This window comes from Enterococcus villorum, from assembly GCF_007990225.1.
GTDB lineage: Bacteria > Bacillota > Bacilli > Lactobacillales > Enterococcaceae > Enterococcus_B > Enterococcus_B villorum.
The window spans coordinates 1-21,454 of sequence record NZ_BJWF01000014.1; the positions used below are offsets into that span (position 1 = coordinate 1).

Below are 21,454 nucleotides of genomic sequence, written 5' to 3' on the forward strand. Positions count from 1 at the left end.
TGGATAGAGGTTATGAAAAGCATGTTCTGCTTCAAGAATTAAGAACAAAAACACGAAAATAGCTTTTCATATTTTTGCATTTTTGAGCTCAATTCCGTAGAAGCAATGCTGAGAACACCATTTACACATATTTAGAGCGGAAGGCAAAAGTATTCTTTACTTTTTGTCTCCCACTCTTTTTTTGACTATTCATTTGAGGAAAAAATATTAATCCACTTTTGTCCATTCGTCAATTGATTTTCCATTTTCATCAACAATTTCTAACCAGCTGTTCGTTCCACCAAAGTAAAGTAGTAAACTTGCTTCATTGACACTTTTTACAATAATATCTTTCGTCGTTTTATTGTCGGCAATCCGATCTTTGTAATCATCACGCAGTTTTTCACCATATTTTGCTGAATAACTCACAGAGCCGTTTTTATTTAATGGAGCCTCTGGTAACAACGTAGCGCCGGCTTTAATCAATAGTTCATTGCGACTAATCCAATAAAGGGTGGCTTGGCTATTTCTATAATTGACAGTAAAAGGAATTTCACTTACTTTTTTGGACCAACGATGACGAGCTTTTGCAGGTTTCTTCTTTTTCTGCGAGACGCCTTTTTCAAGTGAGTAGCCAAATGTTTCTAAGATGGTTACGATCTCTTCAAGCGGTTCGGTTAGCTTTTTCCTGAGGGCACTAGGAATAGCTTCCTTGGAAGAAGCATCAGTTTCAATTGTTAGCCCAGCAGATTCTTCTTTTTCTTGAAGTAAATAACTGATAAGATCACTTTCTATATCCCAAGGAAACTGAATAAAAGCAAGCGTGTCCCATTTTTTGGGTGTAACCGTTTTCCCGATGGCAATGCATTGTTTCTGTTCAAAAAAAAGATAAAAAGAGTTTTCAGATAAAGGCGGTTTGTCTTTTAACAAGTGAATCTTTCCATGTTCATGTGGTAAAGTAATTTCTATTTTTGTTGGGGTTACAGTCGTTTGAAAGGTGATTTCCATAGCCAACGCCTCCAGTTTTTCATTTATTTTATCACGTTTTTGTTGCAAATACCTTTTTATGGGTTTGCACGTTAAAGATTGAAACAGCATCTGTTTTTTAGTAAAAAACGGATCAGTTGTTTATTTACTTGATTTTGTTTACGCTAAAAGAAAGGAGGGAAGGCACGTGAATTTTTTTATTAGTGACATGCATTTTTTCCATAAGAACTTATTAGGGAAAAACGATTTTGCCCCACGATTATTCGAGACAGTCGAAGAGATGAATCAGCAACTAATCACTAGTTGGAATGCGGTAGTAAAAGAAGCGGATCAAGTTTATCATTTAGGCGATTTAGCCATGCATCCTCAATATGAAAAAGGAAGTCAAGACGTACTTGAATTAGTCCAACAACTCAAAGGAACCATTCATTTTATCAAAGGAAATCATGACAGCCGAGCCTTTTTTCGGTATTTAGAAAAACATGACCCAGGTATGGGAAATGGTGCGAAAAAGTTTTATTTTTATGACGTCGGAACAATCGTGAAATTCAATCATCAGCAATACTACTTAACTCACTATCCGATGTTACTTGGTCCTAATGACAGTGTTCGTAACCTCCATGGTCATATCCATCACTATAGTGTGCCAATCGGTAATGATGTGAACGTCGGAGTCGATGCGCCAGAAAGAGATTTTTTTAAAAAGAAACTGCCATTTGGTACCCCATTGTCGGAAAAGGAAATTGAAGAAATTTATGAAGCGAAGCAACAAGAATTAACCAATTGGCAATCAAAATAAAAAGAGCAAAAAGCAAACTTCCAAGGATACCGTTTTAGGTGATAAGGAAGTTTTCTTTTTTAGTTAGCGCTTATTTTTTATGGCTGTTAGCTCTTCATTTCATCTATTATAAAATGCAATAAACGTATTGACCTTTGTCATTAAATCCTTTGCCAACGGTGGCTGTTCCTTGATTGAGTCGAGTGATATCTTTATCAATATCTTTAGAAAAAACAATCAAAGTACTTTCTTTGGTGTATTGATTCAACCAATCAATCCCAAAGTCAACAGACTGATTTTTCACGATATTATTATAATAATTGCCATATTTTTCTTTTGCTTCTGCGGTCATGGTGTAATCGTAGTTCAAACCATAGCCATTTCTTTCAGCGACAGCCGTAGAAAAAGAACCATGGAAGCGAAGATACGTCGCATAACGATAGGTGCCATTCTCTAAGCGAACTAATGCATAAAAATTATTGTAAAAATAATACCAGCCACCAGCCATCTTGTTGTGAGAAATATCAGCAAAGGCTGGATTAGGATTACTTAGTTCGTAATGTTCATAGACCGTTAGATTTTCCGTATAATCAAATCGTTGTTGCGTAAAAGGAGGTGGAGTATGAACAACCTGATTGACTTGATAGTTATTAATCGGATGAGCTTTTTTCGCAATTTTTGTATAACTTGGGTTATAGCGCAAATGATTGAGATCGGTCGTTATATCTTGCGAATAGACGACCTCAAAGGAACAATGGGTGTAAGTATTGATCCAATTCATCACATAGTTAGGAATATCTTCTGTAGCAATCATTTTAGGAATCACGGGAATGGATGAATCGGCATATTTTTCTTTTGCTTCATCCGTTAACAAGAATTTTGTAAAAATATCTAACTGCGCCACCAAACTTCCCCCAGATGTCCGCCCCAAGGTGAGCTCAGTACTAACATAAGGTTTTTGGTTGTTTTTATCAATGGCGATAAAGCGATAGTTGTTTCTTAGATTGTATACGTTTGAATTTTCTCTGAAAGTAAAATCAGCTAATTCGATCGCAGGACCTCCGATTGGTGAGCTAATCACATTTTGTAAATAATACTTGTAATCAGCAAAGGATGGGCTGGTTTTTTCAACTTTATTTGAACGTAAGATGTCATTTGGTGTTACACCAGGTTCATTAAGTAAATCATCGGTTTCAAGATCAATACCTTGAAAATTAGGATAATATTCTGGGGTTTTATCATCAATTCTACCATCTGGGGTCGCATTCATATAAGCAGCCCAAACCAGTGTAGAGCAATACCAATTTTCTCTGGTAGATAAACGACTTTTATGTTGAAGAAAATCTATTGATATATGATAAGGCTTGCCTAATTGATTGCGTATAAATTGAATGGCTGCATTTTTTTGTAAAGTAGTAGCCTCTGGCACCCGCAGAATAGTGTCTTCCGCATAATCAAAGCGCTTATCATCTAACACTCCATAGACGACCCCATCTGGTTTAAACTCAGTTGGCTCACTTTGTTTTACCGCTTCGATGGTTCGAATGTAGCGAAAGGTTTCTTCTTTTCCATTGATCAAATGAGTTTCTTCGTAAATCCCTTCTACAATCATCACATGATGAAGAACGACTACATTAGGGAAAAATACCGCTCGTTCTTTCTCAAAAATAACATCTCCAGGCTGGACTGTATTCAATAAATCATAGGTATCATAGTTTGGTTTTTCTTCAAAGGTTAATTTATCCAATGAGTTACCAATATTGTAGGACCATAAAGCCTCATTTTTAGATAAACGTTCGGCTTCCGCTGGTAAGTATTGTTCATTAACGGACTGCAAATAAGCTTTTAATTGTTCTTCATCTGGTAAGGCATCATTTAAAGCGTTTTGCTGATAATAATTGGCGGTAAATTCTTCAAAAGTTTGATCAAAGGAAGCGTATTCATTTTTGAAGAAATCATAGTATTCCGTCAGTTGTTCATCGGTTGTTGTTTCTCCAGATACATGAGTTGCAGGAACAGCCAACAAAAGAGTCCATAAAAAAGTCACGAGCAAAAATTTTAATTTCAATGTAATCCCTCCTAAGTTTTATGCTATCATAATAACATAAAATAAAATGTTAAAAAGTAGAGTTTATTCTTTTAATTTGTTTTTTTTAAAGGAGAAAGAATGATGCATAACGGTAAAAACACAATTAATTAAAATTGAAATGTAAGCGTTGTTATACTGTAAAAAACGAATATACTATTGTTTTTTACGATCTTTATGCTCTTTTTTATAAAAAATGAATAGGTGTTATATGATTTTTTTGGATTAATTTGTTATTTAAATATAAGTTTTATTTTATTTTAGATAACACTTTTTAAAATAAAAAAATTAAATTTTTTTTAAATGGTTAGTAATTTTTCTATGGATTATTTTGGCTTATCGTGAAGGAGAAACATATTTTTATAGTGTTAACTATATTAGATTACTAGATGGAAAGAGGAATCAATTAAATATTTTCCAAAAAATAAAAACTAAATCACTGAAAGGAAATAAGTTCTTCCTTCATTTGTTTTGTCGGGATCGTTGAGTTCTTTTTGTTGGTTTATGGATGGACAGAAAAATTAGGTACAAAAAAAGAGGAGAATTACAGAAAAATGAAAGGAGAAAACGAAAATGAGAGTAAAAGTTTATTCGGTTTGTTTAGAGTAGCGATGTTTCTATCTGTTTGGTGATTAATCAATATTTTTCGTTCTGATAGTGTTTCTCAAAGTTTGATTCTAGCGGTCTTCATCCTTATTTTCATGTTGTTATTTGGATTATTGGATTTTAATCACCAGAGAGTATTTGCCAAGATTGGAAATTAATTGAATCAAATAAACGTTCTAATAGAAAAAGACCATTTTATTACCGATATTCATTTATTACTTGTAGTAGATTTTGTAATGAATAGCTAACGAAATAAAAGTAGATAAAAAAATAATAGACAATATTTTAATGGATAAACTGTTGTTCATAAGAAAGGAGTGGTATTCATGTTACCTCTAAATAGTAAAACATGTACGAAGTTTTCAATGATTTTCTTAATTGGTAGTCTTTTGTTAATTATGGTAATGATGGTTAGTTGGTTTAAGGATTTTCATGGATTTGTTCTTTTGCTTTATTTTCCAGAAGTAAGTATGGCGGTTGTCTATTATCCTTGTTGTTTACTCAGTGGACTTAGTTTGTTTTTTTCTATAGGCACGCATTCCAAAATGTTAAAAAGAATAACTGCGTTTGTTCATTTTAGTAGTGTTTATGTGGTAGCTCTATTTTGGATCAGTTTACTTACCCCTCTTTTAATACTACTAAGTATATTTTTGTTACTACCTATATGGTTGCTGAAAACAAATATAAACAATCAGAAAGGGGTAGCAATCGTTTGCTTGGGGATCCCTATGTTACTTTCAGTCAACTTTTTTATTAGGCTTAATTACGCATTAATAACTTCCATAGGCGGTTGGGACATTACTAGGTTTACTATTTTACTGAATATTTCTGGGTTAGTTGGTCTTATTCTTACAGCAAATCTCAATAAGGGAAGAGCCAAATGGATACTCTTGGGGCTCAATTATTTTTTTGCAGCTTATTTCCATGCCATTATCTTTCTTCGTTGAGGCGCTTTTCATATACGTTGGGTACTTGAAATAAAAGTGGATTTACTAAAATATGAAAAAGTTTTTTATCAGAAAGGAAGAGGGGGAATGTTATCTCTATCAAGTATGGTATATACCAAACTTACAATGATTTTCTTAACCTGTAGCTTTTTCTTAATTGCAGTTCAATAATTTTTTGCAGCTTATTTTCATATTGTCTTTTTGTTAGTCCTAGTATTTGATCTGTTTTAATGCAAATCGTAAAAAATGAAAAAAGGAGGTATTTTTATGTTATCGCTTAACAGTAAAACATGTACGAAGTTTTCAATGATTTTCTTAATCTGTAGTTTTTGTTTAATTGCGTTAATAATGATTGGGTGGGTTAGTCAAGTTTATGGATTCATTTCTTTGAATCATTTTCTAGAAGTAAGTTTTGTGGTTGTCTATTATCTTTGCTGTTTACTTAGTGGTTTAAGTTTGATTTTTTCTATCGATGCGCATTCAAAACTTTTAAAAAGGATTGCTTCGTTTGTCCATTTTAGTAGTGTTTATGGGTTCTTTCTATTTTTTATCAGTTTTATGTTGGTGGAAAGATTCGACTTATTGATTGCCATCCTTGGCTACTTACTACTATCTATCTGGTTACTAAAAATAAGTAAGCAGAAATGGATAATGATTGCTTGTTTCGGGATACCGATGATTATTTCAACCGGCTTTTTTATCAAACTCAATTACGATCTCATCCTTTCTGGCGGACGATGGTGGTGGGATACCTTTGGATATATGATTATTCTTAATATTTCAGGTTTAATCGGTCTTATCCTTTCGACAAAACTTAATAATGGAAAAGTCAAATGGATAGTGTTAGGAATTAATTATTTTTTTGCGGCTTATTTTCATATCTTCATCTTTCTTCATTGAGCTACTTCTCATAAATAGTGGGTGTTAATAAAATGAACATGTTTAAATAAAAAAAATTTTTTAGAAAGGAGTTGTGTAAATAGTGTCGCTATCAAATAAGGTATGTACCAAAATTACAGTGATTTTTTTAGTCTGTAGTATTTGCTCCATTTTGTTACTAATGATGAGCAGGGTTGGTGAAGAGCATGGATTCGCTCTATTTAGTAATTATCAAGAAATAAGTGGCATTTTTTTCTATTATCTTTGCTGTTTATTCAGTGGTCTCAGTTTGATTTTTTCGACCGGTGTGCGTTCAAAAGAGTTAAAATGGATGATTATAGTTGGTCATTTTGGTTGTATTTATATAGTTGGTCTATTTTGGATCAGCTTGATGATTATTCAAGGGTTCATTTTTGTCCTTGCGATAATGGCTTATTTATTAGTCTCTATCCGTTTAATGAAAACAAAGAATCAGAAACGAGTAGCGATCGTTTGCTTGGGATTGCCAATGGGATTATCAACCGGCTTTTTTATTAAGCTCAATTACGATCTCCTCACTTCTGGGGATTACTGGAGTACCCTTGGCTTTGTGATTTTACTGAGTTTTTCTGGTTTAGTCGGTCTTATTCTTGCAGCGAATCTTGATAACACTAATAGAAAAGCCAAATGGTTCCTCTTAGGGATTAATTATGTCTTTGCGGTTTATTTTCATATCGTTCTCTTACTTCTGTAAGACGACTTTAATCAAAACAGATTACCTGAAAGGAAAAGTCTAAAGTGTAAAAAATTTTTCTTAGAAAGGAATGGTTTCGATATTATCGCTAAATAGTAAAACATTTACGAAGTTCTCACTGCTTTTCTTCACCTGTAGTTTGTTCTTAATTACGTTAATAATGATTAGCCAATTTAGGGATTTTTGTGGACTCGTACCATTAATTAATCTTCAAAAAATAAATGTAGCTTTTTTCTATTATCTAGGTTGTTTACTTAGTGGTGTCAGTTTAATTTTTTCTATCGGCGTGCATTCAAAAAAATTAAAATGGCTAGTTCTATTATTTCATTTTAGTTGTATTTATCTGATTCCTCTGTTTTGGATCGTTTTGATTATCGTACAAAGTTTTGCTTTTGTATTTATAATAAGTGTATTTGTCTTGCCATTTATAGTATGGTTGAAAACAACTAATCAAAAGTGGGTAGTGTTGGTTTGTTTGGGGCTACCAATGTTAACTTCAGCCGTTTTTTTTATCAGAATCAATTACAATTTAATCACTTATGGAATTGGCTGGAATTGGGACATCGTGGGCTTTGTGATCTTACTGAGTTTTTCTGGTTTAGTCGGTCTTATACTTGCAGCGAATCTTGATAATACTAATAGAAAAGTCAAATGGTTCCTCTTGGGGATCAATTATTTTTTTGCAACTTATTTTCATATTGTCATCTTGCTTGGTTCAGTCCTACGTCGTTAATAAAAGTGACTGTTGGCAAGAAAAGAGATTAAGATACAAAAAATCTTTTCTCAAAAAAGGAGTTGATTTCATGCCATCACTAAAAAATAAGACGTGTACGAAGTTCTCCATGATTTTCTTAATTTGTAGTCTTTTGTTAATTATAGTAATGATGGTTAGTTGGTTTAAGGATTTTCATGGATTTGTTCCATTAATTCATCTTCCAGAAGTAAGTGCCGCATTCATTTATTATCCGTGTTGTTTGCTCAGTGGTCTCGGTTTAATTTTTTCAACCAGTGCCCATTCAAAAATCTTAAAACGACTGATTGCTTTTATTCATTTTAGTTGTGTGTATGGGGTTGTTCTGTTACTTAGCGGTTTTGTGGGCATTGAAAGATTCGATTTGTTCCTCACAATCCTTGGCTATTTACTACTATCTCTTTGGTTGCTGAAAAGAACTAATCAGAAATGGGTGGCTATCATTTGCTTAGGACTACCCATGATCATTTCAACTGGCTTTTTTATTAAAATCAATTACAACCTACTAACAGCTATGGTTGGTTGGGAGATGATCGGTTATGTGATTTTACTGACTTTATCTGGTTTAGTTGGTTTTATTCTTTCAGCCACACTCCCGAACAAGAGTAGAAGAGCCAAATGGTTCCTCTTGGGATTTAATTATTTTTTTTCAGCTTATTTTCATATTGTCTTTTTGGTAGTCCTAGTATTTGATCTGTTTTAATGCAAATCGTAAAAAATGAAAAAAGGAGTTGTTTTCATGTTATCGCTAAACAGTAAGACATGTACGAAATTCTCACTGATTTTCTTAGCTTGTTGCTTGCCTTCCATTATTTCTATCTTTATCACATGGTTTATGTGGAGGACTTTTCCTGTATTTGTAGAGCAAGTAGCTAAAAATTGGCTCTTCATTTACTATTCTTTATATTTGTTTAGTGGTCTTAGTTTGATTTTTTCTACTGGTGCGCAGCCAAAAAAATCAAATGGTTGGTTACTTGTCTTCATTTTAGTTGTGTGTATGGGATCGTGTTATTTCTGCTCGGTTTTGTTGGGATAAAAAGATTCGATGTTCTTATTGCGATCCTTGCCTATTTACTACTATCTATTTGGTTGCTAAAAAACAATCATCAAAAAACGGTTGCGATTATTTGCTTGGGGCTACCAATGCTACTTTCAATAGTTTTTTTTATTCGAATCAATTACAGTTTATTGTCTTCTTCATATGGTTGGGAAATGTTCAGTTACGTGATTTTACTAAGTCTTTCTGGCTTAATTGGCCTTATTCTTTCTTCTATCCTTGAGAATGGAAAAATGAAATGGTGGCTACTACTTATCAATTATTTATTCGCAACCTATTTTCATGTCGTTATTTGGATTCTTGGGCTTTAGACCGATACAGGAGAATTACTAAAAAAATGATACATATTTAAGCTTAACTAGACAATATTTTTCCACAAAAATGACACCATCATATAATAAATTGGTAGGACGGTTTGTCAATTATTTACTCTAATTCCTGACACTTATAAAAAACGTCTGATTCTCGTTATGATTTTTTCTTCTTTCGATCAAAAGGGCTGTCTCAAACTTTGAGAAATAAAGGATGAAATTTTCAAAAATATATCGTATAATGTAAAGCACTGAAAAGTTGCGACCTTCAACTCGTAGATGTTTCAGAATCTAATTGAAATGATGGTGATACCATGAAAGACAACAGCAAAACACGCGTTGTCGTTGGGATGAGTGGCGGTGTTGACTCATCTGTAACAGCACTTTTATTAAAGGAACAAGGCTATGACGTCGTGGGAATCTTTATGAAAAATTGGGATGATACCGACGAAAATGGTGTATGTACAGCGACAGAAGATTATAAGGATGTCGCAAAAGTAGCTTCACAAATCGGGATTCCTTATTATTCTGTCAATTTTGAAAAAGAATATTGGGATCGTGTCTTTGAATATTTCTTAGCAGAATACCGAGCAGGACGTACGCCTAACCCAGATGTCATGTGTAATAAAGAAATTAAATTTAAAGCATTTTTAGACTATGCAATGGACTTAGGGGCGGAATATGTCGCTACGGGGCACTATGCACAGGTCATAAGAGATGAAAATGGTGTCTCTCACATGCTTCGTGGGGTGGACAATAACAAAGATCAAACGTATTTTCTTAGCCAATTGTCACAAGAACAATTAGCTAAAACCATGTTTCCTCTAGGCGGGATGGAAAAATCTGAAGTTCGAGCAATTGCAGAACGAGCAGGGTTAGCTACGGCTAAAAAGAAGGATTCAACGGGTATTTGTTTTATCGGTGAAAAGAATTTTAAACAATTTTTAAGTAACTACTTGCCAGCTAAAAAAGGCAATATGGTGACACTTGATGGCGAAGTCAAAGGTCAACACGCTGGTTTGATGTATTACACCATTGGTCAAAGACAAGGCTTAGGAATTGGGGGCGGAGGTGCTTCACAAGAACCTTGGTTTGTCGTAGGAAAAGACCTCACAACCAATACATTATACGTCGGTCAAGGGTTCCATCATCCGGCATTGTACGCTACTAGTCTGGATGCAAGTGAAATTCACTTTACTACCAATGAAGACATGCCCAAAGAATTTAGATGTAGCGCAAAATTCCGTTATCGCCAACAAGATGTACCGGTAACGGTTCGTCTATTAGAAGGTAACCGCGCTGAAGTGATTTTTGATGAACCAGTACGTGCGATCACACCTGGACAAGCAGTTGTATTTTATGATGGCATGGAATGCTTGGGTGGCGGTTTGATTGATCACGCCTACCAAGAAGCAAAAGTTTTACAATATGTTTAAGTTATAGCAAAAACAATGGAATGAAATCTAGAGAAGGAGACATCCTTCTCTTTTTTTGTGGTGATATAGCTTAAAATGGAAATAGCGTACAATAACTAAATAGAAAGAGTCTTCTGGCTAAGAAAAAGGCGTGTTGATAAAAATGTAATCGATTTCTTTTTGCATACGCTAGAAAAAGAATTATTTTTCTAGTCAAAATTGGATATTATGCAAATAACACTTGAATATATCGAATAAAAAGTCCATAATAGCCATTAATATGTATAAATATTTTATATATTTGTTTTTGTTTGCATGAAAAATCATTTTTTGCGTTTGCTAAAATAAGAAAAAGGTGTGGTGTGAATGGAGAAAAAAACAGCAGGTATTAGCAAGTGGGGATTAGTGGCTTTGGTCGTTAGTTCTTCTATTGGAAGTGGCGTATTTGGGATTACAAGTGATCTAGCAAGTGCGGCTGCTCCAGGTCCAGCAATTATTTCATGGGTGATTGTAGGTATCGGTATTTTAGCGCTGGTCTTATCCTTGAATCATTTAGGGGAAAAACGTCCCGATTTAGATGGTGGGATTTTTGGTTATGCAAAAGCTTCTTTTGGTGAATTAGGTGGATTTATTAGTGGCTGGGGTTATTGGTTGTCTGCTTGGTTAGGAAATGTGGCATTTGCAACGATGATGATGAGTGCGATTGGTGAATTTTTCCCATTATTTAAAGGAGGACAAAATATTCCTTCGATTCTTTTTGCCAGTATGTTTATTTGGGGACTGACGTTTCTAGTGAATAACGGCATTGAAAGTGCTAGTTTTATTAACATGATCGTAACTATCTGTAAATTAGTTCCCTTATTTTTATTTATTGTTTTTATGATTGTAGCTTTTAAATTAAATGTCTTTACGGCTGATTTTTGGGGAAATGTCTCAGATAATCTAATGAATGGGGCTAAGAATGAGGCCAGTATTTGGCTACAAATCAAAGGATGTTTGATGGTCATGATGTGGGTATTTGTAGGAATAGAAGGCGCAAGTGTCTTAGCCAACCGTGCCAAAAAACGTTCCGATGCTCAGCAAGCGACGATTATAGGTTTATTGTGTTTGCTATTTATTTATATTTTGGCTTCATTATTGCCATATGGGGTACTTTCTCAAAGTGAACTTGCTAGTATCTCTCAACCAGCGATGGCCAATATCTTAAAAGGTGTTGTCGGAAGTTGGGGTGCGATGCTTATTAATATTGGTTTGATTATATCAATTATTGGTTCCTGGCTTTCATGGACAATGTTACCAGCTGAAACAACAATGTTGATGGCTAAAGATGGTTTATTGCCGAAATTCTGGGGGAAAACCAACAGTAAAAAAGCACCAACTTATTCTTTGGTGTTAACAGCAGCATTGACGAACCTATTTTTATTGACCTTTTTATTTACAGACTATGCCTATCAATTTGCTTATTCTTTATGTACGGCAGCTATTTTAATTTGCTATTTGTTGGTGGGAATCTACCAAGTTCAATTTTCTTTTCAGCAAAAGGATCACAAACAAATGATCATAGGTGGTATTGCAGTTGTTTTTGAACTAATGGGCATAACTTTGGCGGGTTTTTCTTATGTTTTATTATGTAGTATTGCTTATCTTCCTGGCTTTTATTTTTATTGGAAGGCTTGTCAGGAAACTAATCATCAAATTTCAACCAAAGAAAAAATAATGATCGGATTGATGAGTAGTGGAGCGATTCTTTCAATCATTTTACTTGTGTCAGGAATAATTACGATATAGGAGGAGAGTTAGATGGAGATTGCAAATTTTGGTGTCGAAGAATGGCTCAACAAATGGGAAAAGAAGGCGATTTATGATATTGCGCAAAGTTCAATCGAAGCACTGACTTTGGAAGAATTAATTGGCTTGGACGGCACCACGGTCAATGAATTTTTTACACAAAGAAGTCATCTGCCTTTAGATTATGGCTGGATTGAAGGCTCAGAGGCATTTAAAGAACAAGTAGCAGCACTTTATCATACGGTAAAACCGCAAAATGTTCTCCAAACAAATGGGGCGACAGGCGCAAATTTACTTGCCTTATACGCATTGATCGAACCAGGCGATCACGTGATTTCGATGTTACCAACTTATCAACAACTGTATGACATCCCAAGATCAATTGGTGCAAGTATTGATTTCGTTGAGTTAAAAGAAGAAGAAAACTGGCGATTTGATGTTGAAAAATTAGCTGGTTTAGTAAAACCAGAAACAAAAATGATCTGTTTAAATAGCGCCAATAATCCTACAGGAACATTATTGGATCGTCAAACGTTAGAACAAATTGTTGCCATTGCGAAAAGAGTTGGCGCCTATGTGTTGGTGGATGAAGTGTATGCGCCTTTAGCAGCAGAAGGAGAATTTGTTTCCATCGCTGATTTATATGACAAAGGAATTGCGACCAACTCTTTATCTAAAACGTATTCGATTCCGGGAATACGGATTGGCTGGACAGCAACGAACGCTGAATTGGCTGAACTCTTTCGAAAATATCGAGACTATACGATGATCTGTGGTGGCGTCTTATCGGATGATCTAGCGGTTCACGCACTAAAAAATAAAGAAAAAATCCTCGCACGAAATAAAAAGATTGTTGCAGAAAATCTAGCAATTCTAAAAGATTGGGTAGCATCTGAACCGAAAGTATCCTTGGTGATGCCTAACTATGTTTCCACTTCCTTTATCAAGCTGGATATTAAAGACGATGACACGCAGTTTTGCATTGATTTATTAGAAGAAACCGGAGTATTACTCGTACCCGGTAGTGCGTTTGATTTACCTAAACATGCACGACTAGGCTACTGCTGTAAAAAAGAAGTTTTAGAAAAAGGCTTAACATTACTATCAGAATTTTTAGCCAAAAGTTGATGAAACAAAACGAAAAGTGAACGCATTGAACCCTACGTCTACTAAAAAATAAACTGGTGTTTTTCGCTTAGTGATGATTTCAATACTCGTTCTTATGACAAAAAGCCAGTTCATCTAAGAATAGAAAAACTATCCTAGATGAACTGGCTTTTTTTGTTGAATGAATTGACTAAAGGGGTGACCTATTTCGTCATGTTGCGGTTAGAAACAAGAGATTGCGTTGTTTCTTCTTGTATTTGTTTTTTGTCTTCCTCATGGATTTCTTGTGTGTTCCGACGAACGAGCAAGAAATTAACGAAAACAAGGAACGAAGTAGAAAGGAAAACACCTCGATAACCAAAAACACTAGAAACACTTGAACCAATCATCGGACCTACCACATTTCCTGTTGCTTGAAAGGATTGATTGTAACTAAAAATACGTCCAGCGGCATGATGAGGGGAATATTTTGTAATCAATGCTTGAACCGCTGGTAAAAGACAAGCATCTGAAATGCCGATCAAAAAACGAAGAAAAGCGAGCTCCCAAACGTTCGTCACAAAGGCCATGGGGATGTAAACTAAAATGGCAAAGGCTAAACCAATTGCTAAAATTCGTTCACTACCTATTCTATCTCCTAAACGCCCAAAACGAGGAGCCGCAATCAATGTAGCGATCCCTGGTATAGAAGCAATGATTCCACTGACCAAAGTGACATTACCATGTCCATGTAACAATTGACGAATGTATAAACTAATAATTGGACTGATTGAGTTATTGGAAGCTTGGATAATCATCGTCGTGACAAACATGCCGATCACGACATGAGGATATTTTAACTCTTTGAATATTTGTTTTGCGGAACTCATGTTTTCTTTTTTCACAGGGACAAATGTTTCATGGACAAAAAAGAGACTCAATAAAAAGACCAGAAATAAAATAATACCAGTGATAAAGAAGGTTGGACGATAACCAAAAGCAGAAGCAGAAATCCCACCAAGTAATGGACCAAGCAAGGTTCCTGTGACAGACCCAGTGGCGAGAGTTCCTAGGACTTGACCGCTTTTTTCTTTTGGCGTACCAGTAGCAACCAGTGCTGTGGCGTTACTGACATAACCAGCAAAAATACCTTGCAACAAACGAAGAGCAACAAGTTGATAGACACTTGTGACGCACCCCATTAATGAAATGACGATCGCCATTCCTAAAGAAGCGCGCAAAAGCATTAATTTTCTGCCTTTTTGGTCGGCCAGTTTTCCCCACCAAGGAGAAATCAAGGTCGTTACTAAGAAAGTAGAAGAAAAAGTTAACCCACTCCAAAAGTTCAATTGTGTTGTATTATAATTGCCTAACGTATCTATGTACAATGACATGAACGGCATGACTAGACTAAATCCGATCCCTGCCATAAATGTGCCAAACCACAAGACGAATAAATTTTGTTCCCAAGTTTCTCTTTTTCTAAATAGTACTTCTTTTATTTTGGTGGTCAATGCGTTGTCCTTCTTTCTGAAAATTTTCATTTACATTTGATTATTATAAACTACAAATTGTAGTTTATCAACAGGAGGCTCTTTTTTATCTTCGTTTTTCATGGTAAACTAATCTTGTTGGGTAGTTAACACATGAAGGGAATAATGAAATGAAAAAAAGAAATCTATCTCAAGAAAAAATCCTCGCCTGTTTTCGTGAATTAGCAGAAGAGATGGATGTTCAACAAATCACTTTTCAACATTTAGCTAAACGCTTAGATGTCAAATCACCTTCCCTATACAATCATTTTAAAAATATGCGCGAAGTAAAAACAGCTTTAACGGCTAAATTGTTGCAAGAGTTAAATGACGAGCTGAGACGTTCTCTGGTAGGGAGAAGCGGAGCCGACGCTTTACGTGTATACGCACAAGTCTATCAATCGTTTGCTTTTGCCAATCAAGCAGTTTACGAACTGTTGATTAGTGTGCCTCATACCAATGAAGTGATTCTTTTAGAAGGCATTCGTGAAACTAATCAGATTATTCTGCAATTGTTTGAATCATTTGATTTAACAAACGAAGAGAAAACACATCGTAGTCGTGAATTACGAAGCATGATCCACGGCTATCTATCTTTACGATTTCTTGGCTACTTTACTAAAGAGCCAAAAGTATCTCCAGAAGACAGTTATTCTTGGATGATCAATGATTTTATCGCCACACTCCAAAGTAAATAAAGGGCACTTTTCTTTAAAATGAATGAATTCATAAAATGTTCCTTTTATAAGAGAAATTTCTTGCAACTTTCTTGAAAAGTGACTAAGATGGTTCTAAGAAAAAGCGAAAAGAAGGAGCACGAGTATGTATCAAGTAGTTACAATGTTCGGTGATAATGAGCCTTGGTGGTTTTTTGAAGATTGGGAAGAAGATATCGAATTAGAAGAGTCATTTGATTCTTTTGAAGAAGCACAGGCAAATTATGAACAAAAGTGGCTGGCCATCCATAATCAATACGAATATATCCATGCAAAAAGTAACTTTCTAAGCGCCTTCTGGAATGACGGAGATGAGCGCTGGTGTGAAGAATGTGATGATGACTTACAGCAATACAAAGGGTTAGCCTTGTTAAAAAATCATCAACCAATCACTTTAGAAAGCAGAAAGGAATTTTATGAAACAACTAATTCTAGCGGAAAAACCAAGCGTTGCGAAAGACCTAAGCAAGGTGCTTGGTGCTAATCAAAAGCATAAAAATTACTACGAAGGACCCAAGGTGATCGTGACTTGGGCCCTTGGTCATTTGTTAGGGCTAAAAATGCCGGAAGAGTTGAATAAAGAATGGCAAAGTTGGCAAATGGAAACCTTACCAATGATTCCCAAACATTTGGGCATCAAACCCTTGCCAAAAACGGGTCATCAGTTAAAAACGATCAAGCAATTAGCTCAACGTAAAGACGTTTCTGAAGCAGTAATTGCAACCGATGCAGGAAGAGAAGGCGAGTTAGTTGCTCGTTGGATCTTAGAGTATGTTCACTTTCAAAAACCTGTCAAAAGACTATGGATTTCCTCACAAACAGATAAAGCCATCAAGACAGGTTTCAAGCAATTAAAACCCGCAAAAGAGTACGATGCACTGTACCAATCAGCCTTAGCTAGAGCCAAAGCTGATTGGTTGGTAGGTTTGAATGTTACACGTGCCTTAACAGTTAAATATGAAGACAATCTATCAGCAGGAAGAGTTCAAACACCAACCTTAGCTTTAGTCAGAGCGCAAGAAAGAAAAATTGAAACCTTTAGACCTCAAACTTATTTTTCTATTTTGTTAGAAGTACAAAAAGAACAAGCAAAAATGGTTCAAAAAAATCCATTTGCTTTGAAGAGTCAGGAAGAAGCGCAATCGCTGGTTCAAAATTTAACGAAAAGTAAGGGAACTGTCACCTCGATCCAAGAAAAGACTAAGACAGAAACTGCTCCTTTACCTTATGATTTAACTGAAATCCAACGAGAAGCCAATCAACGCTATGGCTATTCTGCTAAAAAAACATTAGGACTGGTTCAAAGTTTATATGAAACTCATAAAATCGTGACGTATCCACGAACAGATAGTAAATATCTGACACAAGATATGAAAGGGACAATGAAAGAACGGTTACAAGCCATAAGTGACTTTGCACCGCAAGTCAAACAATATCTAAAAAATGGTGCTGTCGTTCGTCAAACCAAAGTGTTCCAAGACAATAAGGTTACGGATCATCATGCCTTGTTACCAACTGAAAATCGTCCCCGCTATGAAAAATTAAGTAATGAAGAACAAAAAATCTATCAAATGATCGTTACGCGTTTTTTGGGACTATTTGCTGAACCGCATAAAGTCAGCCAAACAAAAGTGACAGTGACGTTTGGAAAGGAACAATTTGTTTTTCGCCAAAATAAAATACTCCAAGCAGGTTGGAAAGAACTTAGCCAAAATGAGAGCAATGAAGTGAACTGGGTAGAGGGAATGAAGATTCAACCAAACTTTACGATCAAGAAAGAATTATCTGCCCCACCAAAACCGCTGACAGAAGCTAGTCTTTTAGGACAAATGGAAAAACATAGTTTGGGAACTCCAGCCACAAGAGCAGAGATTATTGAAAAATTAATTAAATCTGAACTAATGGAACGTACGCCACAAGGACTACAAGTCTCACCAAAAGGGAAACAACTTTTAGAACTAGTGAATCCGTCATTAGTATCGCCAGACCTAACGGAAAGCTGGGAAAAAGATCTTGAAGCAATTGCCATGGGCAAAAAACAAGCACAACATTTTCTAAAAGAAATTGAAAAAGAAACTAAACGATTGGTTCAAGAAATCAAGACAAGCAAACAAACCTATCAAGATTTCTCAATCACGCAAAAAAAATGTCCCGAGTGTGGCGCTAATTTGCGTGAAAAAAACACTCGTGATGGAAAAATCTATGTGTGTACCAATCAAGATTGCCATTATCGTCGAAGAAAAGACCCAAAAGTTTCCAATCATCGTTGCCCACAATGTCATCGAAAAATGGAAATTATTGAAGGAAAAAATGGAGCCTATTTCCGCTGTAAATATGATGGCACAACAGAAAAAATGTTAGATAAAAAAGAACAGAAGAAAAAAATGACGAAGCATGAAGAACGAAGATTATTGAAAAAATATGCGCAAGCAGAAGAACCAGAAGAAAGTCCATTAGCAGCAGCCTTAAAAGCTGCAATGGAAAAATAATAAAACCGTAAAAAAGAGGCCAGCCAATAGGTGAAGTGATCACCAAAAGTTCCATTTTTAGACTCGTTTTGTCCGATCACTTCAATCAGCTGTGCCTTCTTTTTTTCTTATAATTCTTTGTAGATGGGTAGATGCTGCAGATGAGTGAGTATTTTAGTGAAGTCAGCGAACTGCAAGATTAAGGTAGCCGTGTTGACATTTGGATGAAATCCGACTGTCTTGTTTTGATCGATCGATGAATCAATCACTACTTGGATCAAATTTTCTTGGTCATGCATCAATGCAAGTGGTGTGACAGTCCCCGCAGGAACTCCGAGTAAGTCATCAAGCTGTTTTTCTGACACAAAAGACAATCGCTTTTCATTCAGTTGTTCAGCGAGTTGCTTTAAATTGGCTTGTTTTTCATCAGGTAAAATGACTAAATAAATTTGCTTTCCTTTTTTTGCTTTGACTAAAAGATTTTTTACTTGCGGACCTGGTAGAGAAAAAGGCACATTTTTAACGGAAGTAATGGCTGGGTGTTCTACTTTTTGGTAAGAGATCTCTAGAAAATCAAGTAATTCATAGGCTTCTTTTTCAGTGGCTTGAGGCATTATGCACCGCTTCCTTTCTTTTTTTTAGTTTATCACAAAAAAAGGTTTGACAAATGAAAAATAATCAGGTAAATTACTCGTAAGTTAAAATAAACGACATCGAAAAGAAGAGTAGCGATTAAATGTTTGAAGAGAGTCTCTGGTAGCTGAAAAGAGATAGCAGTTAATGGTGAAACACATCTTGGAGTCGATTTTCTGAAATGAAGTAGGAAAATCCGGGGAGCCCGTTATAGCTGCGGTCATTGATAGATGACCAGATAAGGTTAATTACCGTGAGGAATTAACAAAAAAAGGTGGAACCACGTTATTTACGTCCTTTGATCATTTGATCAGAGGACGTTTTTTTGTTCTCGTGGACAAGTAAATGACAACTATTGATGTTTTGCCTTATTTCTGGAATGACTGCGTGAGGTTTCTTTTGTGAAAAAGAAACGAACAGAGGTGGAATCACGTGTTATACGTCCTCTTGACGAAAGTCAAGGGGACTTTTTATTTAAAAGGAGGAAGAAAGAAATGAATTATTTAATTGAAGTCATGCCACAATTATTGGTGGGTGCTCTCACAACCTTGAAATTATTTGTTTTTACCTTGATTGGTTCATTACCATTAGGGATCATTTTAGCGTTAGGGTTATCCTTGCATTTTAAACCTATTCGCTATTTCTTACAGACTTATGTCTGGATCATGCGTGGTACGCCATTATTATTGCAATTGATTTTTGTATTTTATGGTTTACCAACGATTGGTATCGTATTTGATCGCTTTGAAGCGGCACTACTGGCTTTTATCTTAAATTACGCGGCTTATTTTGCTGAAATTTTTCGTGGAGGTATCCAATCGATTCCACAAGGGCAATATGAAGCAGCACAAGTTTTGCAATTAAGCCCATTTCAGACTGTCAGCAAAATCATTATTCCACAAGTCACCAAAATCGTTTTACCATCCGTTGGAAATGAAGTCATTAACTTAGTAAAAGATTCTTCTTTAATTTATATCTTAGGTTTAGGAGACGTCATGCGTGCTGGTAAGATTGCCATGGAACGTGACGCCACTTTACTCCCACTACTTGGGGTTGCTTTGATCTATTTAGCTTTAACAGGAATTTTGACGATTATTATGAAACAAGTTGAAGGAAAATTAAATTACTACCGCTAGGAGGAACGAACATGATTGAATTAAAAAAAGTAAGTAAAGCATTTGGGGAAAAGAAAGTCATCAAAGATTTCGATTTAGTGATCCCAGATGGGCAAACATTGGCAATCGTTGGTCCTTCTGGTGGCGGAAAAACGACACTTCTAAGAATTTTAGCAGGGCTAGAAAAGGCTGATAGTGGCGAATTTTATTTAGATAAAACGCCTTTTGATCCATTTGAATTAAAGACAAAGGAACAAGTAGTTGGTGTCGTTTTCCAAGATTTTCAACTATTTCCACATTTAAGTATCTTTGACAATATTACGTTAGCACCAAAAATGGTATTGAAACAATCAAAAGAAACGTATACGAAAAAAGCCAAAGAATTGGCAACTTCACTTGGGATTAGTGATTTGTTAGATAACTACCCTTATCAATTATCTGGGGGACAAAAACAACGAGTGGCGATTGCTCGAGCACTTGCAATGAATCCACGAGTTTTAGCTTATGATGAACCTACCAGTGCATTGGATCCAGAGCTACGCCAACAAGTTGAAAACTTGATCGTTTCACTAAAATCAGAAGGTGTGACACAAATTATTGTGACCCATGACTTGGTTTTTGCTGAAAATGTAGGAGATCAATTAGTGAAAGTCATTCCAAATAAGTAGAAGGAGAGGCGTATGATGAAAAAAATTAGTTTGTTACTCGCCATTTTTGCAGGGATCATCTTTCTTTCCGGATGTAGGAATGAAAAGGCAGACAAAGACAATTGGGCAACCATTCAAGAAGAAAAGAAAATAATCATTGGATTAGATGATACGTTTGTACCAATGGGCTTTCGAGACAAGGAAGGTAAACTAACAGGATTCGATATTGACCTGGCGACAGCCGTTTTTAAAGAATATGGCATAAATGTTGTCTTTCAACCGATCGATTGGTCAATGAAAGAATTTGAATTAAACAATGGAACCATTGATCTTATCTGGAATGGTTATTCAAAAACAGCAGAAAGGGCTAAAAAAGTTCAATTTACCAAACCATATATGCAAAATGAGCAAGAATTGATTACCCCGAAAAAATCAGGAATCACAAGTTTTGCTCAAATGAAAGGTAAGCTGTTAGGTGCTCAAAATGGCTCTTCTGGGTATGATGCATTTACCAAGCAACCCAACGTATTAAAAAACATAGTAAAAAATCAAGATGCTGTTTTATATGATAGCTTTAATGAAGCCTTAATTGATTTGAAGAGCGGTCGGATTGATGGATTATTAATGGATAAAGTCTATGCGGGATATTACTTGAAACAAAGAAATGAAATTGATGACTTTAACATGATAACCGGTGATTATGAAAGCGAAGATTTTGTGGTTGGTGCGCGCAAAAGTGACGATGAATTAGTGAAAAAAATCAATGAAGGAATCGCTCAATTAGAAAAAACAGGAGAATTCCAAATGATTTCAGAGAAATGGTTCGGAGAAGATGTCACACCAGTTCACGAAACAAAAAAGAGCGAATGATGTAAGCTCCATCAGTTTTTAACAGGACAGGAGTAACAAAGAGCAGTTGTGAAAAGTCTGAATTTCCTCA

General features: G+C 35.5%; 20 protein-coding genes and 1 other annotated feature. Of the genes, 16 read left to right on the forward strand and 4 right to left on the reverse strand.

Annotated elements, in window-relative coordinates; translation table 11 throughout:
- Positions 1 to 207: 207 nt before the first annotated feature.
- Positions 208 to 987, reverse strand: a complete 780-nt coding sequence (locus tag EVI01_RS06785) for a hypothetical protein (RefSeq protein WP_010750399.1) — start codon at positions 985 to 987, stop codon at positions 208 to 210.
- Positions 988 to 1,153: 166 nt separating this feature from the next.
- Here EVI01_RS06785 and EVI01_RS06790 point away from each other — a divergent pair, with 166 nt between their 5' ends.
- Positions 1,154 to 1,765 (forward strand): metallophosphoesterase family protein, encoded by a 612-nt coding sequence (locus tag EVI01_RS06790; RefSeq protein WP_010750400.1) that lies wholly within the window; start codon positions 1,154 to 1,156, stop codon positions 1,763 to 1,765.
- A gap of 106 nt (positions 1,766 to 1,871) precedes the next feature.
- On the opposite strand, the gene EVI01_RS06795 is transcribed toward EVI01_RS06790, so the two are convergent.
- Positions 1,872 to 3,812: a YiiX/YebB-like N1pC/P60 family cysteine hydrolase gene (locus EVI01_RS06795; protein ID WP_010750401.1), complete on the reverse strand. Its 1,941-nt coding sequence runs from the start codon at positions 3,810 to 3,812 to the stop codon at positions 1,872 to 1,874.
- A 950-nt stretch (positions 3,813 to 4,762) separates the two neighbouring features.
- On the opposite strand from EVI01_RS06795, the gene EVI01_RS06800 reads away from it, so the two are divergent.
- The 9 genes from EVI01_RS06800 to EVI01_RS06840 all read left to right on the forward strand — a co-directional run bounded on the left by EVI01_RS06800 (position 4,763) and on the right by EVI01_RS06840 (position 13,445).
- Complete coding sequence (locus EVI01_RS06800) at positions 4,763 to 5,383, forward strand: hypothetical protein (protein WP_010750402.1); 621 nt, start codon at positions 4,763 to 4,765, stop codon at positions 5,381 to 5,383.
- 267 nt (positions 5,384 to 5,650) lie between these two features.
- Positions 5,651 to 6,283 carry a hypothetical protein gene (locus EVI01_RS06805; RefSeq protein WP_010750403.1) on the forward strand — a complete coding sequence of 211 codons (633 nt, stop codon included), beginning with the start codon at positions 5,651 to 5,653 and terminating at the stop codon, positions 6,281 to 6,283.
- A gap of 82 nt (positions 6,284 to 6,365) precedes the next feature.
- On the forward strand, positions 6,366 to 6,995 hold the full coding sequence (locus EVI01_RS06810) for a hypothetical protein (protein ID WP_010750404.1): 630 nt from the start codon (positions 6,366 to 6,368) through the stop codon (positions 6,993 to 6,995).
- Between the two features lie 487 nt (positions 6,996 to 7,482).
- Positions 7,483 to 7,728, forward strand: a complete 246-nt coding sequence (locus tag EVI01_RS14235; protein WP_244150188.1) for a hypothetical protein — start codon at positions 7,483 to 7,485, stop codon at positions 7,726 to 7,728.
- A gap of 70 nt (positions 7,729 to 7,798) precedes the next feature.
- Positions 7,799 to 8,449 (forward strand): hypothetical protein, encoded by a 651-nt coding sequence (locus EVI01_RS06820; RefSeq protein WP_010750406.1) that lies wholly within the window; start codon positions 7,799 to 7,801, stop codon positions 8,447 to 8,449.
- Positions 8,450 to 8,751: 302 nt separating this feature from the next.
- On the forward strand, positions 8,752 to 9,114 hold the full coding sequence (locus EVI01_RS14055) for a hypothetical protein (RefSeq protein WP_051093418.1): 363 nt from the start codon (positions 8,752 to 8,754) through the stop codon (positions 9,112 to 9,114).
- 314 nt (positions 9,115 to 9,428) lie between these two features.
- A complete protein-coding gene (gene mnmA / locus EVI01_RS06830; protein ID WP_010750408.1) occupies positions 9,429 to 10,550 on the forward strand; it encodes a tRNA 2-thiouridine(34) synthase MnmA in 1,122 nt (373 codons plus the stop codon).
- A gap of 345 nt (positions 10,551 to 10,895) precedes the next feature.
- Complete coding sequence (gene arcD / locus EVI01_RS06835) at positions 10,896 to 12,317, forward strand: arginine-ornithine antiporter (RefSeq protein WP_010750409.1); 1,422 nt, start codon at positions 10,896 to 10,898, stop codon at positions 12,315 to 12,317.
- A 12-nt stretch (positions 12,318 to 12,329) separates the two neighbouring features.
- Positions 12,330 to 13,445: an aminotransferase gene (locus tag EVI01_RS06840; RefSeq protein WP_010750410.1), complete on the forward strand. Its 1,116-nt coding sequence runs from the start codon at positions 12,330 to 12,332 to the stop codon at positions 13,443 to 13,445.
- Between the two features lie 182 nt (positions 13,446 to 13,627).
- Here the strand turns inward: EVI01_RS06840 and EVI01_RS06845 are convergent, their stop codons facing one another.
- The gene (locus EVI01_RS06845) at positions 13,628 to 14,917 is read right to left on the reverse strand and encodes a multidrug efflux MFS transporter (RefSeq protein ID WP_010750411.1); all 1,290 of its coding nucleotides are present in this window, start codon (positions 14,915 to 14,917) and stop codon (positions 13,628 to 13,630) included.
- Between the two features lie 149 nt (positions 14,918 to 15,066).
- On the opposite strand from EVI01_RS06845, the gene EVI01_RS06850 reads away from it, so the two are divergent.
- The 3 genes from EVI01_RS06850 to EVI01_RS06860 all read left to right on the forward strand — a co-directional run bounded on the left by EVI01_RS06850 (position 15,067) and on the right by EVI01_RS06860 (position 18,140).
- Positions 15,067 to 15,633 (forward strand): TetR/AcrR family transcriptional regulator, encoded by a 567-nt coding sequence (locus EVI01_RS06850; protein ID WP_010750412.1) that lies wholly within the window; start codon positions 15,067 to 15,069, stop codon positions 15,631 to 15,633.
- Between the two features lie 124 nt (positions 15,634 to 15,757).
- Positions 15,758 to 16,135 carry a DUF1033 family protein gene (locus EVI01_RS06855; RefSeq protein WP_010750413.1) on the forward strand — a complete coding sequence of 126 codons (378 nt, stop codon included), beginning with the start codon at positions 15,758 to 15,760 and terminating at the stop codon, positions 16,133 to 16,135.
- Positions 16,068 to 18,140, forward strand: a complete 2,073-nt coding sequence (locus EVI01_RS06860; protein ID WP_081630613.1) for a DNA topoisomerase III — start codon at positions 16,068 to 16,070, stop codon at positions 18,138 to 18,140. Before EVI01_RS06855 ends, EVI01_RS06860 begins: the two co-directional genes overlap by 68 nt.
- Positions 18,141 to 18,247: 107 nt before the next feature.
- On the opposite strand, the gene EVI01_RS06865 is transcribed toward EVI01_RS06860, so the two are convergent.
- Positions 18,248 to 18,733, reverse strand: coding sequence for a prolyl-tRNA synthetase associated domain-containing protein (locus EVI01_RS06865; protein WP_010750415.1), 486 nt, complete (start codon positions 18,731 to 18,733; stop codon positions 18,248 to 18,250).
- A 90-nt stretch (positions 18,734 to 18,823) separates the two neighbouring features.
- Positions 18,824 to 19,054 (forward strand) — a binding site (T-box leader).
- 192 nt (positions 19,055 to 19,246) lie between these two features.
- Here EVI01_RS06865 and EVI01_RS06875 point away from each other — a divergent pair.
- The 3 genes from EVI01_RS06875 to EVI01_RS06885 are packed head-to-tail and all read left to right on the forward strand — an operon-like array spanning position 19,247 to position 21,384.
- On the forward strand, positions 19,247 to 19,888 hold the full coding sequence (locus EVI01_RS06875) for an amino acid ABC transporter permease (protein WP_010750416.1): 642 nt from the start codon (positions 19,247 to 19,249) through the stop codon (positions 19,886 to 19,888).
- Between the two features lie 11 nt (positions 19,889 to 19,899).
- Entirely contained in the window at positions 19,900 to 20,535 is a 636-nt protein-coding gene (locus tag EVI01_RS06880) for an amino acid ABC transporter ATP-binding protein (RefSeq protein ID WP_010750417.1), read from the forward strand.
- A gap of 15 nt (positions 20,536 to 20,550) precedes the next feature.
- Positions 20,551 to 21,384, forward strand: coding sequence for an amino acid ABC transporter substrate-binding protein (locus EVI01_RS06885; RefSeq protein ID WP_010750418.1), 834 nt, complete (start codon positions 20,551 to 20,553; stop codon positions 21,382 to 21,384).
- The last annotated feature ends 70 nt before the right edge of the window (positions 21,385 to 21,454 follow it).